The organism is Rhodococcus sp. 5A-K4 (genome assembly GCF_046097995.1).
GTDB lineage: Bacteria > Actinomycetota > Actinomycetes > Mycobacteriales > Mycobacteriaceae > Rhodococcus_F > Rhodococcus_F erythropolis.
Genome location: NZ_JBJURM010000021.1, coordinates 42,787 through 60,747, shown reverse-complemented (window position 1 = coordinate 60,747; position 17,961 = coordinate 42,787). Strand labels below are relative to the sequence as shown.

General features: G+C 62.1%; 6 protein-coding genes. All 6 read right to left on the bottom strand.

The window, feature by feature from the left end; genetic code table 11:
- Positions 1–79: 79 nt before the first annotated feature.
- The 6 genes from ACKAMS_RS24175 to ACKAMS_RS24150 are packed head-to-tail and all read right to left on the bottom strand — an operon-like array spanning position 80 to position 17,933.
- Positions 80–2,179: a DEAD/DEAH box helicase gene (locus ACKAMS_RS24175; RefSeq protein WP_408989659.1), complete on the bottom strand. Its 2,100-nt coding sequence runs from the start codon at positions 2,177–2,179 to the stop codon at positions 80–82.
- On the bottom strand, positions 2,176–3,468 hold the full coding sequence (gene brxD / locus ACKAMS_RS24170; RefSeq protein WP_408989658.1) for a BREX system ATP-binding protein BrxD: 1,293 nt from the start codon (positions 3,466–3,468) through the stop codon (positions 2,176–2,178). Before brxD ends, ACKAMS_RS24175 begins: the two co-directional genes overlap by 4 nt.
- The gene (gene pglZ / locus ACKAMS_RS24165; protein ID WP_408989657.1) at positions 3,465–6,257 is read right to left on the bottom strand and encodes a BREX-2 system phosphatase PglZ; all 2,793 of its coding nucleotides are present in this window, start codon (positions 6,255–6,257) and stop codon (positions 3,465–3,467) included. Before pglZ ends, brxD begins: the two co-directional genes overlap by 4 nt.
- Positions 6,254–10,210 (bottom strand): DUF6079 family protein, encoded by a 3,957-nt coding sequence (locus ACKAMS_RS24160; protein WP_408989681.1) that lies wholly within the window; start codon positions 10,208–10,210, stop codon positions 6,254–6,256. The genes pglZ and ACKAMS_RS24160 overlap by 4 nt, the downstream gene beginning before the upstream one ends.
- Positions 10,210–13,794: a BREX-2 system adenine-specific DNA-methyltransferase PglX gene (gene pglX, locus ACKAMS_RS24155; RefSeq protein WP_408989656.1), complete on the bottom strand. Its 3,585-nt coding sequence runs from the start codon at positions 13,792–13,794 to the stop codon at positions 10,210–10,212. The genes ACKAMS_RS24160 and pglX overlap by 1 nt, the downstream gene beginning before the upstream one ends.
- On the bottom strand, positions 13,794–17,933 hold the full coding sequence (locus ACKAMS_RS24150; protein WP_408989655.1) for a protein kinase domain-containing protein: 4,140 nt from the start codon (positions 17,931–17,933) through the stop codon (positions 13,794–13,796). Before ACKAMS_RS24150 ends, pglX begins: the two co-directional genes overlap by 1 nt.
- Between the last annotated feature and the right edge of the window lie 28 nt (positions 17,934–17,961).

The window sequence follows — 17,961 nt, the reverse complement described above, 5'->3', positions numbered from 1 at the left end:
TTAAGTGATGCGAGATAAATGTATTTTCAATCTACTGAAAAGTGCAAATTTGAGGTATTTGCAGAATTTCAAATGACTTCTATAGCGTCAATCTGACGGGCATTTCAAGTGATATCTGTGCACCAATTGAATTTACTAACCGCGCGGACATTGTTCGGCGGGCCAAGTTTTCCGGGAGCGCGGCGGAGAATTTCAGTCCGCGCAACGCGCCTTTGTCGACAGCGGGCAATGGTCTCGGCGCATCGTGGGCGCGCGCAGCTGCAAGTCCGTCACGGATGTCTTGCACGCTCAAGTCGCGGTGCAGGCGTACGCAGTCCGCTCGCGACATCTGACGAGGAACAACCAGGTCCGGGATCCACGCGCCCAGAGTTCGGTTGGCTTTCGCACCAGCCCAGGTCCACCAGCGCCAGTCCTCACGCTCATCGCGGGCAATGACGAACGATCCATCGCTGACGGTGCCAGATCGAACCTCACGGATACCGTCGACCGTCGTCACCGCACGACGGGTCAGCGTCACTCCCTGCGGAAGCGCTCCGAGGAGGACTTCCCTCATACCGCGCGCGATCTCGAAGGACGGACCATCGGGAATCGAGCTCCACTTGGCCTTACCTACGATGTCGCTGGCTTCGACATAACAGAAGCGGCGTTTCCAATCGATGTGCGTCACAGCCCAGGACCGCCCGCCCAACAACAAGATTCGGCGCCCTTCAACTTCTTCGGTCAGCAGCGCAGTTTCCACCGTCCCGATCTCGTCGCGCCCGGCGAGCACCTTGAACTCCGGTGCCGCGGCGAAGACCGCCAAGAGTTCCATGAAGTGGCGTCGACCGAAATGCTTCTCGGCCTTGAGCCCGATGAACGCGGTACCGGCGTCCTGTTCGAGGAACCCCTCATCGAGCAGGTGGGACATGATCTCCGGGGCAGTCTCATCGAAGAGGGGGAGCGTGCCCCAGCTTTGTTGCCAGTCGGTGAGTGGTACTCGCCGGGTCTGCAGTGCTGCTGCCAAAATCTGCTGCGCGACAATGTGCCGAGGTTCGGGCGTAGGGAGAACCGGCTCGACCCAGCCGGATGACCAGCACTGCAGCATGCCTAGAGCATCCAGGACTGCTTCCTCGGTGATGCACAGGAACAGACAATTACGGGTCGAACCAGGCCTACGCCCGGTCCGGCCGAGCCGCTGCAGAAACGACGAGACGGTGCGGGGGGCATTGATCTGGATGACCCGGTCCAGGTCACCGACATCGATACCGAGTTCGAGGGTGGACGTCGCGACGATGACGCAGTCACGGGCCTCGGCGAAAGCTTCTTCGGATTCTCGTCGTTCGGCAGCGGAGAGTGACGAGTGGGAGACGAAGGTGGTGATTCCGCGTTCCCGCAGCGATTTGCCGAGTTCTTCCGCCAACCGGCGGGAGTCGACGAACACCAGCCGCTTCTCACCTTTGTGCAGAGTCGCAATCACTGTGGAGGCGTTCTCGACACTACCTACCGAGTCGACAGTGATATCGGGAACCACCGCACTGCCATCGACGGCGGGGGAGATCACGAGACCAGCCCCACCAGACCCGCCTTGCAACCAGCCCAACAGCTGATCCGGGTTGCCGACGGTGGCAGACATACCGACACGTTGAAGTGTGCGACCCAACAGTGTTTCGAGGCGAGCGAGCACCGCGAGCAGGTGCCAGCCGCGGTCATCACCGGCAAATGCATGCACCTCGTCGACGACGACTGCCTGAACGCCGGCCAGAACTTCAGCCGCGTCTACGCCCTCCGACACCAGCATCGACTCGAGCGACTCAGGCGTTGTCAGCAAGATGTCCGGTCGATCACGTTTGATGCGGCCACGGGCCGAGGAACTGACATCGCCGTGCCACGTTGCGGCGCCGCGGCCCATCCATTCGGCGTAGCCGGCGATACGGGGTTGGAGGTTGTTGAGCAGCGCTTTGAGCGGACAGATGTACAGCACGGAAATTCCGGTCCACCGCTCCGATTGCATGCGTGTGAGCAATGGAAACATCGCAGCCTCGGTCTTGCCGCCGGCAGTGGGTGCCAACAGGATGGCGTCCGAGCCGGTACTGATCGGGGTAGCCGACTCATCCTGAAGTGGGCGCAGCCCAGGCCAGCCGAGCGAATTGACGATGTGGTGCTGGATTACCGGGTCGAGTACGTCGAAACCCGTCGTCACAGCTGCACCTCGTCGGCGCTGGTGGCCGCAATGATCTCGGACTTCTCGCTATCGGCGATCGTCAGCGAATAGTGCTGACGTGGATCGAACTCGGCAAATTGATCGACCCGATCCAGCACATCCGCAACGAGCTTCTTGAGGAAGATTCGTGGGGATACCCCGACCTTGCCGCCCAGCTCACCGGCCACGGCGGCCGCGAGATCACGCACGTACACGTCATCGACCATCGACCGGATTCGGTGTGGCTGCGCAGAACCGTCCGCATATACGTCGCGGACGCGGATGCCGACCTCGACCAGACGCTCCAAATCGAATCCGGTAAGCCGAATCTGCGGTGCACGAGGATTGTCGAAACGGGAGTCCGTCCCGAAATCGGTTTGCAGACGCTGCGCCAGCGGCGGCAGCGCTTGCACACCCAGTCGGCCGTCGAAGAACGCCGGTGTCCCGGTGATCACCAAGTAGAGACCGGGGTAACGCCCGGAATCCAGCTCGTCGATCCACTGACGCAACGCGTTCAGTGCTTTTGCGCGGCTGTCCGAGCGCATCCGTTGGAGCGTCTCCACCTCGTCGATCACCAGCACCAGGCCGGGATGCCGAGCACCCTTGAGCACTGCCAGCAAACCTTGCAGAAACCCCATCGCCAGGAAATGGTCGACGTCCTGCCGAATCCCCGCGACGCGCTTGGCGGCAGCCCCGACATGCGGTTGTCCACCGAGCCACGCGATGAGAGCGTCGGCTGTTGCGGCGTCGCCACGTTCGACGGCATCGCGGTAGGCGCGCAACACCATCGGATAGACCGGGGTCGCGGTCGCGACACTCGCGAGACGTTGTTCGAGCAAGGCCTCGATCTGTTGGGCCGTGGCTTCATCGACACCGGCGGCCGCGGCGGCGTCTTCTTCGATTCCGTACAGCCACGCGTCGATGACGCTGCGGAACGCACTTTTGGCGAAGGCAGAGGTCCGCAGCTCTTCGATCGTGCGTCGATACACCGTTTCCAGCTTGTGCAGCGGCGTCTCCAGCTCACTGATCTGCACCTCGGCGACGGCGAGACCACGTTGCATCGCCCGCTGCTCGACCCATCGGGAGAAGAATGTTTTACCCGAACCGTACTCACCGCGAACCGCTTTGAAGATGGCTCCGCCGGAGGACACAGCGTCGAGGTCTTCGTCGATGGTGGTGGCGAAGCGATCGATACCGACAGCGAGGACATCGAGGTTGCCGTCAGGCACGGTGCCTTGGCGTAGCGACTGGAGGATCTCACGGCGGCGGACAGGCGAGAGGGCACTCACTGGGCTACACCGAACTGTTCGAACATCAGGGCGGCCTCCACGTCGAGTTCGTTACCGTTGACGCTCAGTACGACAACGCCGTCGGTATTGAGTACCTGGGCCAGCACTGATACCGCGCGGGACGCGCGAGTGACCTTGACGCCGAGGATCTCCGCCGCACGTGCGAGCGGCAGCACACCGTTACCGTCGATGGATTCGGCAAGGAGTTGCCGAATCGACTTCTTGTCGAGGTCGCGGCCGAAACTCTTGTACTGCTGAGCGAACAGCCCACTGTCGAGGAGCTCCGAGATCTTGTCTCGTCCCCCGGACGCAGGCGCGGCTGCCGGGGCGGCTGCCGCGGTATCGGGGGCACCGACATCGAAGAGTGCATCGGATTGGGGTGTCGCCTTCACCGGGGCCTTCTTGCGTTTGGGCGTTGTCGTGGGAGCCACAGCGACTGGGGCCTGCGGAGTAGCGGCCCGGGCCGGCTCCCACCACGTCGGTACCGGTGAGGGCGTAACTTCGAGTTCGAGATGCGGAGGTACCGCCCCGTTGACCAGAATCGACACGGGGATCACAGCTTCCGCCAATGAGGCTCCGCCGTGGTAGCCGGCCTTCAGTCCCGTGTAGCGCAGTTGTTCGTCCACCGCGAGGATCGCACTGTGGTTGTCGGTGAGGACCCGCGGCCCCGTGACAAGCACCTCGTCAGCGGCTGCGTCAACTCCACCGGCCAGGCGATACCGCGCCGAAACCTGTTGACCTCGCTGGACGCTGGGCTGTTCACGCCGTTCCACGACATGGCCGTGATCACTGACCAGGACGACGGTGCGCCCGACGGCGGCCGCAGCAGACAAGAGCGCATCGAGACGCTTGAACCCGGATGTCGTCCACGTGGTGCCGATCGGATCCGACCGATCCAACGCGTCGTCGATGTCGTTGAGGACGCAGGCGATGACAGGCCGGTTCTTGGTGTCGTCCACCGCGCTGCGTACGTCGAGGGCGAGCGCATTGCCGCGGGAAACTGCCTCGAGGTCAGCTTTGTGGAACAACACCTGACCGGCGCCGCGTAGTGCATGAGATGTGAGCCAGGTGGAGAATCCGCTGCGTTCCTCGGATTGTCCGCCGCGGTGAAGGGCTCCGGAGAGAAGTGTGCAGCGAGAGAATTCGGTGACAGTGGGTAGCGCGGCGAGGGCCACATCGCTCGGCGCTTCCGAATGTAGAGTGCATTCCTGCCACTGCGGACGGTAGCGGCGCAGGGCATCGGCGACGACCTCGTTGGATGCGGTCGCACTCATACCGTCGGCAATGACGACCAAGACCGGAGACGGGCCGGTCACGCTGAGCGCGGTGGGACCGAACGAGGGCTTGGTCAGCGGCAGAACCACGCGGTCGAGGATCTCTTCGATGTACATCGGCGCACCCACTCCGCTCTGCCGGTGGGCACCTCCCGACGCGACGAGCGCGGCGAACTGCCGGTCTTGTTCCTTGCGGCGCGCGCGCACCGTGGTGATGATCTGATGCGCGACACCGGCGAGCATCGTGTTGTCGGCGCCGACGAAGGAGTCGTTGACCGCGCCGTCCACCCACGACAATTCGCTGCGGTAGTAGGTGAGCCATCCGGCCAGCGTCGACGGTTGGTGCATTTCGCTCCGTGTCCAGCGCAGCAGACGCAGCGCCGCTGCCCCGACCCGAATATCGCGAGGTGCATCGGGAGAGTTGGCGCGTGATTCGCGATGCGCAACGACATCAGCCCACGCATTTTCGACAGCAGTGAGATCGCTGCTGTGCTGGGCACCGGCGAGAGCCGCCGCGAAACGCGCGATCCGCGGCGCTCTGGCAGAGGGGAGCACATCCGAGCGGCCCACCAGCGGTGCCGCGTGCAACCGAACCACCAATTCTTCGGCGCGGCGCAACACCTCGTCCGGTATCTCGGTGCCGGTAACAGCGAGCGTGGCGGTGTTTCCCCAGGTGAAGAGTTGTTGTTCGGTGAGGGTGTGGTGCGCGAGTTCCACTTCGAGGAGCGTGCGCACCTTGACGGTGACGTCGACCGTAGACGGAAACGCCACCGACGTCGCCGCGGAATCGTCGATCAGGGCGGCGACAAGGCCGAGCGGAACCAACTGCGCTGGTCCGCTGGCGCGCCACACCGCGGTCATCGCGCGACCGAGCGGGCCGAGCTTGCGTTCGAGCCAGAGGTAGAACTGTTCCACCAGAACTGGCGCAGTTCGATCCCGCCACGCCGAAAACCGGCTGGTCAGCGCGGTGTTCATCGACCACAACGACACATGATGCGCGGTGACCTCACCGGCAGTGAGACCGAAATTGCGGTGCGCGAGCGCCCCGAACAAGTGGTCATTGGTGAGCACCCCGCCCGGAGCAGGCGGTACCGCATCGCCGAGTTCCCGCAACGCGGAGCGGGCGGCATCGTTGTCGAGTGAGAGCAGATTGAACTCCTGGCGCGTCGCGCGGAACATCTCCCGCAACGTCGGCCAAGGATCGACGTTGGAGAGCCGGCCGGCAATGAAATGGTCGACCACACCGGCCGGCAACTCGCCGGCTTCCCGATCGGTCAGGATCACCACCCAATCGAACCGATGCCGCTCGGTCAGGGCGTCCCGAACCGCCAGCACGCTGGGGCCGACGCGCACGCGCACGCTCTGGCCGTCGAGTTCGAATGTGTCCTCGCCCGACCAGAGCGGAGCCGCAGCGAGAGCAATAACGCCGCGGCGGTGCCTGCTGGCACGGAACTGGCCGATCGCGGTGCGCACGCCCGCCAGGTCGGCCTCCGGGAGCCTGGTCGTACCGGTCATCGATCGACTCGGGTGATCGTCACCGCAAATTTTGTGCCAGGATTCTGGGCCAGCATCTCTCGCAGCTGAGCCTCCAACGCTGACACGTCGGCGACCTCCGCGATATCGGCGACGATATCGCCGCTACCACCGCCGGCCGCCTTCCGCGCCCGCTCACGTTCGAGCTCACGTTCGAGCTCACGTTCTCGTTCGCGCTGACGTTCGCGCTCGCGCTCCCGCTTCTGTTCGCGTTCGAGCTCGAATGCGCGTTCACGCTGTCGTTCGCGTTCACGCTCCCGTTCCTGCTCGCGTTCGCGCTCCCGCTCTTCCCGCTCCCGCTGGAGCTGGCGTTCCCGCTCGTCAAGCTCTGGATCGGGCCGGGGGTTCCCCGCACGCTGTTCAAGCCACACATCCCGCTCGCGGTCGGCATTGCTCAGAGCAACGGGAAGACTTTGCACAGCTTCGTGCGCTTCGACAGCCTGCTTCAGGGCGGACAGAATCACCCGCGCATTCGTAGCGCCATCAGCGGCATCCGAGGTGGCGGCATCGCGGAGCACGTTCCACCGGCTCAGCGGGTAACGGATCAGTGCCTGCTCCACAACGGTCGCCGACGAGAGAGACTTCGACGCCTCGACATCGGTGCCGCGCAACGGCGCATCCGCGATCGCGGCGACGAGACCGAGATTGTCGACGTGCGTCAACCGGGCCTCGAACAAATCCGCCACGTCAGCAGCCAACGCGTAGCGGCCATGCTCCGGATCGATCCCGAAGTAGGTGTATGCCTCACCGAGCGCGCCCACGAACTGGCTTCGAGCTTTGAACGTCTCACGTGTGTACGAGCGCACATTATCGGCGAACGAGGCGAGGTTGGTGGCAGTCAGATACTCGTTGACCACCTGCCCCGTCCACGTCTTCCACCGCGTGATGGCCTTGAGCCATTCGTACTGATCCGGCAACGGTTCCAGGCGCAGCGCCGTGCCCCGGCGGATATCACCGATGGAAGGTTCGTCGATCGGGCTCGAGTGCAGGAACCAGGAACGCTTGGTCTGCGCCGCCCACGCACCGGCCACCAAATCGATCATATCGCCGGTCAAGCCGCGCTTGGGTCCACTGGCCGCGATCGCGGTACGCAACACCTCGACATCGACATCAGACTGCTCGTCGATCGCCAGACGCGAAAGCTCCTGCGTGATGCGCGTGCGCCACGCCGTGAACTGTTCGGGTCCGAAGATCAGATGGGTCTCGTTGGTTTTCGCGATCCCGAGCGGCTCGACGACCCGGCGGGCGACGTCGCGCTCGGTGCGTTCGAGCGGGATACGGCCGTCCACCTGCGACTGCGCCTCACGCAACCGCATCAGAACGGTGTTGAGTTCGCGGCGGCTGATCACCTTGTCGACGGGAGTGAACTCGGGATGGTCCGGATACAGCGCATCGAAGGCGTCGACGATCAACCGATCGACGGCTTCACCGAGGGTGTTCCCGATGGGTGGCTGCACCGCAAAACCGGCATGCAGGGACCGCAACGGTGGTTGCCCTTCGGGGAATTGGGCACCGCTCGCCACCCCGTACGAGACCTGAATGGCGTTGCTCAACTGCCCAAGCACCTGCGACTGCTGCTGCTGCAGGATCGAACGGGCAGCAGCGCGGTCGGCTTCGGAGAGCTCGTTCGCATACGACGCCCACCGGTCACCGGCGAGAACGTAATTGAGGATCACGAGCCGCCCGAGCTGACGGGTCACCTTCTCAGTGAAAAAGCTCGGCAACCAGGCAACGGTGAACCGGTCCTGGCCGGTGCGCAGTAGCGCTTCGATCCGGTCATGGTCCTCGGATGTGGTGTGACCGGAATCGTCGAACGGCAGATCCACGACCAGTCGCAGCGCCCCCGCCGTGCTCGGCCGGAACGACTCGTCCGGCAGGTAGCCGCGATCGCGGATATTGCCGAACACCACCTCCACTGGCCGTTCGGTGCCGCGCCAAATCTTGTTGCGCAGCAACGCATTATCGACCGTGTGATCGACACCGACGACACCGAAATGCTCGGAAAGTAGCGTGCGCATCAGTTCGCGGCGTCGTCCGTCGGTGTCCTCGGCCTGTGCGCGGGTGACGATGCGTTCGTAGTCGACGGACTCGAGGGTCACGGAAATGATGGGGTTCGCATCAGCGGTGACGGAGATTTCCGGGATTTCCGCGGCCCACTGCTTGACCTTCCGGGTGATCTGCGTGACTTGATCACCGGGAATGATGCTGACAACGCTGCCGTGATTGAGTGAAGCGAGGCGACTGGCATCGATCTGCTTGAGCGCCGGCACATTCGGCGCCACCGCGGACATCAACAACGTCTTCGCGATGCGGATATCCGCACGCAGACCTGGCGGGACGACGTCGTCCGCCGTAGTTTCTTCGATACCGGCACTGCGGAACAACAACGGACGCAGTTTCTCGGTCCAGAGCGTGCGCGCGGTCTTGAACGTACTGGCGGCTGCATCGTTGATCGGAGTGGAGTTGGCGCTGTCGATGATGTAGTCGAACGCTTCCCCGACCGGAATGACATTGTCGACGGTCAACCGATCGGCATTGTCCTGCAGCATCTGCTGCATCACCTTCAGTGCCGTGCGCTCACGCTGCATCTGCCCCGACAACGCCCGCAGGGTCGCGATCAGCGCAGGGGAGAACGGGTATGTCAGCTTGAAGGCATCCGCGTCCGAACCGCGATACTGCCCATCGGTATTGACACCGTCGAGGAGAACATCCCACACCTTCGGGTTGCGGTCCAGATGCGCGAAAGCACGGTCGAGCGCCTCTTGCGCCGCCGAGTCGATCGGAGTCAACAGACGCTTCTTGGCGATGAACGGCAGGTTCTCGTCACCGAGCTCGACATTGTCGAACCGGCCCGCCTGGTGCGCGAAGGCCTGCTCGAGGGCCTGCTGCGTGGCGCCGGATTCGGAGCCGGTCGACACCCAGCGGGCCAGGTCGTGCTGGCGGGCGATGAACGACGAAATCGGCACCGCCGTCCGGCCGCGGCCGGTCTCGACGAATTTCGTGATCTTCTGTACTTCGGCGTTGAACTTGGTGCGTTCGGTGATCAGGAACGTCAGCCACAACACCAACTCATCGAGCAACAGGACAACACCGTCATACCCCAAAGACTTGGCGTGATCGGCGATGACGGCCAGACCGTCTTCGAGGGGGAGCCAGTCGGTGTTGCGGGAGTAGCTCGTGAAATAGGTGGCGATCAGAGCCTTTTGCAGACTGGCGCGAACGGTGGGAGACGCACCGGGAGTTGTTGCAGCGGTGTATGTATCTGCAGTCCAGACAGTGTTGACGGCCGTGGACGCATCGTGCGTAGTGTCGCCTTTCGCGAGTGCAGTCCAGTCGATAGGGGACACCGATGGGGCGGTATTGAGCCCATTGAGAGTGGCGAAGAACTTGTCGTCACCCACCTCCGCCCGGCGATGGTCAGCGTCAGCAAAGAGCCCACCGGCCGAGTGCAGCACAGGAGGCAGAGCGTCCGGATGCAAGGCTGCGATCTGACGCAGATACTGATCGAACAAGGCCGATTCGACGGATACCGAATCGAGGAAATGGAATGTCAAACGCAGTAGATTCGCGCCCGAAACGGACGGATGCGCCGCGATGATCGGCTGCAGCTCGGGAATCGCCAGTGCCTTCGGGGCGTGCCCGAGAACTCCGTGCAGCACGGCCATGAAGTGCGACTTACCGGAACCGAACGAGCCGTTGAGGTACGCGGACTTGTTCTCGCCCGTACGCAAGGATTCCTCGACCACCGACAACGCCTGATCGAACGCTTCGGCGATGGCCGGTGTGACGACGTACGAGTCGACCGTCGCGGCCAGTCGATCGTCCGCGACAGAGTCGGACAGACGCAACACGTAGTCGTTGATGCCGTGCGATTCCGAGATCGCGAAGGTCTCCCGCAGAGTACGGGCGGATGAGGTGGAGGCGCCGGGAAACATCACTGCGCAGCCTTTCTAGGTGCGGCCTTGCGAGCTCGAGTGGTCTTGGCGGGACGCCAGTTCGGTAGATCGCCGACGGGAACACCGACAGCAGAAGCTTTTTCGTGGAGCTGACCGGTGAGATACTCCGCCAAATCGATCCCGAACGTGGGGTCGACTCCGCTGTGCCACTGCTTGACCCAGGGCAGAATCTCGGCGATACCGGCGACCACCGGTACGAGCTCGGTGAGCGCGGTGCCCTCGGATTCGCGGTTGGCGTAGATGGTGGCGAGCGCGATGCCCTGCTGGGCGTGGTTCCAGCCGGCCCACCCGAGCAGCGGCGTCGGGTCAGTGGCGCGGCCGGCGCTCGGGTACGAGATGAACCGTTCCTTGGGTACATCCAGCTTCCCGCGATGCGACCAGTAGGACTGCTTCACGAAATCGGTACCGGTGTACTTGGGTGGGACGGGAATATCTGTTGCTGTGATCAGCCCGGCATCCTCGTCACGCTGCAGATTCCAGACTCGTTCCCACTCGGCACGCTTGCGCAGCCCGGAGTCCTTGTAACGCAAAGCCGCCAGATAGGGCACGGCCTCGTCGGAGAGCAGTTTGACGAGGGTTTCGGTGACCGGGGCGTCCTTCTTGCCGGCCCACAGGTCCAGCGCCTCAATGAATTCCGTGTTCTTCTCGACGTGCCCGGCAAGTTCAGCCACCGACAGACACTGCGGGGCACCCTGCGCGGTGAACCACAGCGACGGCTCTTCGAGCTTGTCGAGAATCCAATCCTTCAAGGCTTGCTGAAGTTTGACATCCCACGAGTCCCCGGCCCAGCGACGCTTGTACTCGGGTCGCTCGAGCAGTCGAATGAAAGGGTTCGATTCGATTGCAGCAAGCCGTTTCTCGATAAGTTCGCGGTACTCAGTGGGCAGATTGGCCGGGATATCGGTGACCGGTGTTGAACCGTGACGGGCGAACCAGGCAGATTCTGTTTCGCCAGCCGCAACCTTTCTTGCCATCGCAATCTCGAATGCGCGTTCGCCCAACTCTATGCCGGGGACAGTGCCAGCAGCGGAAAAAAGTTCGCCCTCGATAAGTCCGTAATGTCGGTACACTTCCCAATCGAGTTCTTCTTGTTCGGCGACCATCAATGCTCGGATACGGTGATATTCCTTGCGTGCTGTGTCAATAGTGTTCTGGGTGGCGCCATTTCGTGCAATCGCGGCGGCGGGTTCCTGCGGAGCGAGCACTTGAGAGAGATCGTCGAGGCATCTGGAACGACCAAGCGGTGTCGCAGCAGGGAACGGGAAGTCCTTCACCGTGGTGCCATTGATCTGGATAAATTTCTCCCAATGCTCGGACGCAATGCCGCCGTTAATTCCGCCGTTCCCTTTGCTGTGACAGTTTTGTTTGAGCCAGAAACATGCGGTCGAGCTGTTCAGAGTCCCCAGCAATCGAAGGTGATCTTCCTCGGTCGCCCCCTCCGGCAGCTTGATCACAGGTGCGGTCTGCTTGAATACCTTTCCGCCGCGATCAAGAACGAAATGGTTGTGCGTCGCTACTTCTGCGAATGTGATTAGGTGACTCGCAGCGAGTCTGCGTGCATTTGGAAGAATATAGTCCCACCACGGAATGTTGCGCTCCTGGCGTGTTTGTCCGAACGCTAGACCTCTCTTGAGATTAGTCCTAAGCGGCCAAAGTAACGTACCTATTTCCGGCTCACTCAAAATCGCCAATGAACCATACGGAAATATGGCGTAGTCGGGTTCGAACACCGTGAAATCCCGCACTTGCGTACCGCTGACAAAGGGTCGGAAATCGACGGTATTTCGCGAAAACCCTGACGGAACGCGCTTCCCCACAACGAAGGCATCATCTTCACCAGTGATCGCTGCAAAGCCAACCGACTCCGCGATGGTTCCTAGAACCTTTCCGTCCGCTAACTCGACAGCCGCCAGAAGCCCTACAGCGCCACCACCTGAGAGGCTCCACGGGTGCTGACGCAGGTTCTCACGTGGCAGGTCTGTTATGGATACCCATTGATCTTCATGATTGGTCTGATCGACGTGCTCGACGATCGAGGTCCAAACCTTGCCCTCGGCCGGGTTAGAGGGAGCGCCAGGCTCACCTTGAATGCCAAGGATCGCACGGACAGTGTCGTGGATCCTTGGATGGTTGCGGCCCGTGATGATCACGGTCGGGGTGCCATGCCCAGGGATGTATGCCCCTGATGTGTCGGCGACCAGACGTAGATCCTTTTTTGCGAGGAATTCTTCGATGATAGGTACGCCGAACTCGCGCTTCATGAACGAGTTCGAGGTGATCTGTCCGACCCAGCCTGGGCGCTCGCTAGTCTTGGCTAAATCGAAGAACTTTTCCATGAAAGGTGCTGTGAGTGCGTACTTTCCCTTGCAGTAGTGGTAGATCTCCCGATATCGCGCGTTGAGGGCCTTATCGCTGACGACGATGTATGGTGGATTACCAACCACCGCGTCGTACTGCCCAGGAGCAAGGATCTTCCGCAATAGACCTGCATCTTCAGTGCTGTACGTGAACCCAGATACCGCGGCATTTTTGTCGAAGGACAAGTCGCCGTAGTCGAAGGCGTCTGAGCCTCCCTGCTCTGGACCATGCAAAAGCGAGTCACCGTTGGCGAGGTTCAGCGTGAACTTCGGTGCATTCACCAACGAGGTCTCGCCACAAGCCTGTAACGCTGCCACGATCAAGCGGAACTTCGCGATGGCCACCGCGAACGGGTTGAGGTCTACTCCGTAGACCGACGCCAACGCGTTGTCGACACGGGTGCGCAGTTCCAGCCCGGGTGCGTGATGATGCCAACGCTCCACGAGACGGGCGAAGGCTCCGAGTAGGAAGTGGCCGGATCCGCAGGTGGGGTCGATGACCTTGAAACCTTCGAGCGGACGATCCTTGAGTGCCGGTTCCATTGTCTGATCGAGGATGAATTCCTCGACGAATTCAGGGGTTTGGAGCAGCGCGTACTTCTTCTTCGCGAAGTCCGACAGATCCTGGTAGAGGTCACCGAGGAATCGAGTGGAGAGTTGGTCGTCGCGGAACGTCCACACCAACTCTCCGTTGTCGTCGGTGCGGCGCCAGAATGCGAGAAGTTGGTGCACCGCATCCGAGGATGGGGTGGTTATGTTGAGAGCGGCATGCTCATCGACCAGCGACTGGGTAGCCAGATATTGACGCAGTGCGTCGAAGGACTGTTCCAACCATTCGCGGTAGGAGTAGTCGGGATGTTCCTGGTAGAAGGAGGTTTCGGCATCCACCGCGCGTTGGCGCAGCATCGAATTCGGGTGCGTGATCCACACCGCGGTGTCACCGAGCAGTAGGTTGTCTTCGCAGAAGCGGACGAACACACTGGTAAGCAACCAGCCGACCGCGGCCTGGGTGAGCTGATCCTCCGACCAATCGGTCCACGACACAGCTGTGCGCTTCTCCTGAACGGCAGCATGGTGAGTGGCTCGCCAGCGCTCCAGCTCCGCACTGTCGGCGATGAGACGCGCCCGCATGTCATCGACCAACAGAGCCAATTGCGGCTTCAGTGCGGCCGTCAGTTGGTTTCCGGCGATCGTGGCCAACGCCATCAGGCATGCTCCTTCTCATTGCGACCCGACACGATGTCAGGCCTGGTGAACGATGCGGCCGCCGCGAGAATCGCGTGGAGGCCGTTTTCACCCACCTGTACAAACTGCTCCGGACTCATCCGTGGCAACGCCGTGCTGTCCACACGCGCACCCGGTTTGCCACCGGATTCGTTCGGCTGGGGGATCAGCGCCCACACCGCATGCGCAGGTGGGGCGGTGATGTCGATCCAGTTCATCAACGCAGGCGCGAGGAGGTCGTAGCCGGCGAGCATCGAGAGATCCGTCAGAACCACGGGTGCATCTGCGGCCCTGACGGACTCGACAAGTGTCGGGATTGCCTGTGAAACAAACCCTTTAAGATTTTCTCGCTCGGCGGAAGGGCCCGCATCTGCGGCAAGGATTGCATCCCACGGGGCGCCGACCTGCTCCGCGACGGATCGGAGATGACCGAGCACCACGTCGGTGACGTCGATGTGGTGCGCACCGAATCGGATGGCGAGGGCATGGGCAATCTCGTCAGAGAATCCCATCGGCACACCTAACGCACGGAACGTCCGATCGCGGAGACTCGATTCCAAGAGCATTTCGATGTCGCTCGCGCGGCTGCCCGCCGTGCTCGACATGCGCGCTAAGCGTGTGTGAAAGGTCGGAACACTCGACAGAGGTCCGGCTGCATTCTCGAACGCGTATCGACTGGACGGCTCGTTCCACCGAATATTCGGAACCACTGCCTGTACCACTACGTCCAGCTCAGGTCTGCGCGGAAGGGACTTGGTGAGCACCGGGAAACGCGCGCCAACACGCGATTCTAGTTCCGGTCGGCTAAACGAATCAGTGTCGGAGAGCCCTTGGAGCAGCAGTGTCAATGCGTCACCGATCGGCATCGTCCGGGAGTGCAGTTCATCGCGGGCTGAGAGGGTGACCTCGGCCGAGGCTGCCGCACCGATACGCAGAAGGGTGTAGCCGGGGATCTCTACCTCATCCGGAGCGATGTCCAGGACAATCGACGCTACCGAGCGAAGAGGCAATTCTGCGTCGGTCGGGCGCACCAGAAGAGCGCCCTGCGCGTGCGCATCAGCCATCAGTCGCTCAACTTCAGCGGCCAACGCGCCGGTCAGTCTGCGAGGTACCGCAGCTGTGGAAATCATCGCCACGGTTCCCGAGCCCTGACGCCGGACCATGTGCAGTTTCGAGTCAGTACCGGTGTCTGTGTCGGTAGAAGCAGGTGAGGAAGCGAGCAGTAGCCGTAGGACACCGAGAGCGGTGCGGTGCGGATTGTCGGCGCCGTCTGTGTGCAAGGCGCTCGACAGCTCACGCGCCAACAGTTCGGGAGTCGAAGCGCCACCGGAAGATTCGAGCAGCGTCTGACCGCGCCGATACAAGGACTGCACCGTCGCGGAGAGTTGAGGATTTTTCGACCACAGTTCGGTGAACTCACCGAATATCTGCGCCACGCGACCGGGCGTGACATGGGCGATCAGCGCCAACGACTGATAGGTGACAAACGGATCCGTAGGACTGTCCTCGTGGGCGCCCAAGACCAGTTCGACGATCTGCCGCTTGATCGTCGACGGTTTACTTCCCGATGCGCGGGCAAACTCCGTGGCAAGCACACTGAGCGAGGAATATGTGGCGGGCACGGAAACTGCTGGTGCCGGCTCGGTCCGAGTGATCGTGGCAGGTGCGGGAGCCGGGGGATGTTCGGTGGGCTTCGCCTTGAACAGGGCCTCCCAGGCAGTGCGCATCGCGGTAGCGGTATCGAACCGATCCTTGACGCTGCGCGCGAGTGCCGTGCGGAAGAATGCTGCGAGACCGTCTGCGCGGGTGAGGGTGAACCCGCTCGAGGTGAAGTCCTCGACAGCAATCGATACGTCGTCGGCGAGTACTGTCGGCTCGCTCATCCCGTCGCCGTAGGTCGGTGTCGTGGTAGTGGCCATCTCGTACAGCACGACAGCGGCGGAGTATCTTTCCGCGGCTGAGTCGTAGGTGTGGCGGATGCCCGTTCCGAGGAAAGGGTCTCGATACGGAGGCGTACCAGCATCGAGCTGATCGACCGGCGCACGCGAGAGCGAGAAGTCGAAGAGCGCCAGCCGCGCCTTGGCCGCGCGGGCTTTGCTCTCGGGCCGGGACAACCCGAGGTTCGACGGTTTGATGTCCCGGTGGTTGATGCCGGCGGCGTCGAGAGCTACCACGGCATTGAGCAGCTCCAAACCCCATGTTCGCAGCTGGGATTCCGCGAGCGGGGTGTACCGGATGACGTCGGCGAGGGTCTTGTCGCCGCAATTGCTGAGCAACAACGCTGTTCGTCGGGATCCGAGTTCGAGCGGACCTTCGATCAACTCCACGACGCCAGGTACCGCAGGATCCTGCTGGGCGAGTTGGGTGAGAACTTCAGCCTCTTCGCGCAGCCGCGCATTCGCGCTGTCGTCGAGGCCCACCTTGAGCACCCGAGACCGACCGTCGTAGTTGTGATCGGCTACCAGGATTCCACGTGCAGTCGATCCTGCGCCGAGGATTTGCAGAACCTCGAAACGATCCACCAGTAGAGCGTTGATCGGTGGATTCAACGGATCGATATCGGGGAGTGTGGAGGAGTTGTCCTGCGATGCCCGGTACGTCGCCAACTGCATCGAGAATTGTTGCGCCCCGAAGGTCGGCTGACCGGTCTTTCTGTCGCTGTCCACTCTCTTCGACACTGAAGGATGCGTGGCGTGCAACACCAGATCGCGCACGGTCTCGTCCACGAAACGTCCACCGGACGCCGCCAGATCCAGGCCCTGTTCCCGGCGAAGACGATCAAGAAGTGCCGCACGATCACGAGCAGGTGCCTGACCACCGGAGAGCAGGAAGTAGGCGAGTGCGCCGAGGGAAAAGACGTCCAACGCCATGCGGTCGGCGTCAGGGGCCCACCGATCTTCCGGAGCTTGGTACACCTCATCTGCCGGGGTTCCGCCTGGAGCCAGGGTGGTGCCCAGCATTGTGGCCGAACGAGTTTCGCCGCTGTGCACGCGGCCGGCCCAGGACCAGTCGACTAGACGGACAACGACCGAGCCTGTATCGAGTTTCTCGGTGTCGATCAAGACGGTGCCGGGCCCGAGACCACGATGTGCAACATGATTTCGGTGTGCATAGGACAGTGCTTCGGCTACCTGCGTGAGAATGACAAGTTGTTGATCGGCGGTGAGAGTTCTTGTGGCAAGCGCTAAATCGAGCGGTTCGAGTCCCGCGACGGCAGGGTAGACGAGCACGGTGTTTCCGTCGTCGTCCTGTACCAGGTCGCGAGGAACGACGATCGATTCATGGCGCAGCGAGCTGAGCAATGAATACTCGCGTTGCATCCGTCGATGTGCGGCGGCGCGGGCATGCACGGGGGTACCGGGACCGAACGAGACGATGCGGGCCCGGCCCTCTTCGTCGGTACCTTTGTGCTTCGCTGACCATTCCTGCCAGTCGTCGCCATTGGCGAGCGGTGCTCCGGAGATAGTCCAGGAACCTGCATCGCGCTCGGTTCGGCGCGCAATACCAAGATTTTTCAGAGCTAACGCGACGATGACACTGATGTCTTCGTCGACACGGCGGCTGTCGGTGGGAGGTTCGAGAAGCCTGGCGGAAATGCCCGGCAGCTTGGTGCGGTCCTCGAGGCCGTCGATACCGAACAAGCTGGATTTCGCCAACTCCGGCATATCGACATCGAATGGTGCACCGTGAAGGAAAACCGATTCCTGCGTGAACGGAAGAGCGCGGCGAACCTTCTCTGGGTCGAGTCCGTTCTCGACGGCGACCTTACGAGCCTCCTCCTCGATTCGAGAGGCGAGACGTTGAGCTTTGCGTCGGGTGAGGAGCAGCGGAGACTTCTGCGCACGGATCTTTCCGCTGGGCAGTGTCCGAACCCAGTTCGTTTCTGTGCCACGCAATGTGCCCAGAAAGTGCTTGAGTTCCACCAAATGCAGACGCCGGCGGCCCAGAACCAGGGCGTCGACCTCATGCCAGAGTCCGTGGTTGTCCATAAACTCGAAGTTGGTCCACACCCGGTAAGGCGAAGCGTCGGGGATCAGGTCGCGCAGAAACTGCAGGCCCTCTGTTTCATGCGTAAACGCGGACTTCGAGACCTCGACCCACCGGCCATTGTCTTGTGCCACGTCACCGTCCCACCGCTCGCGTACGTTG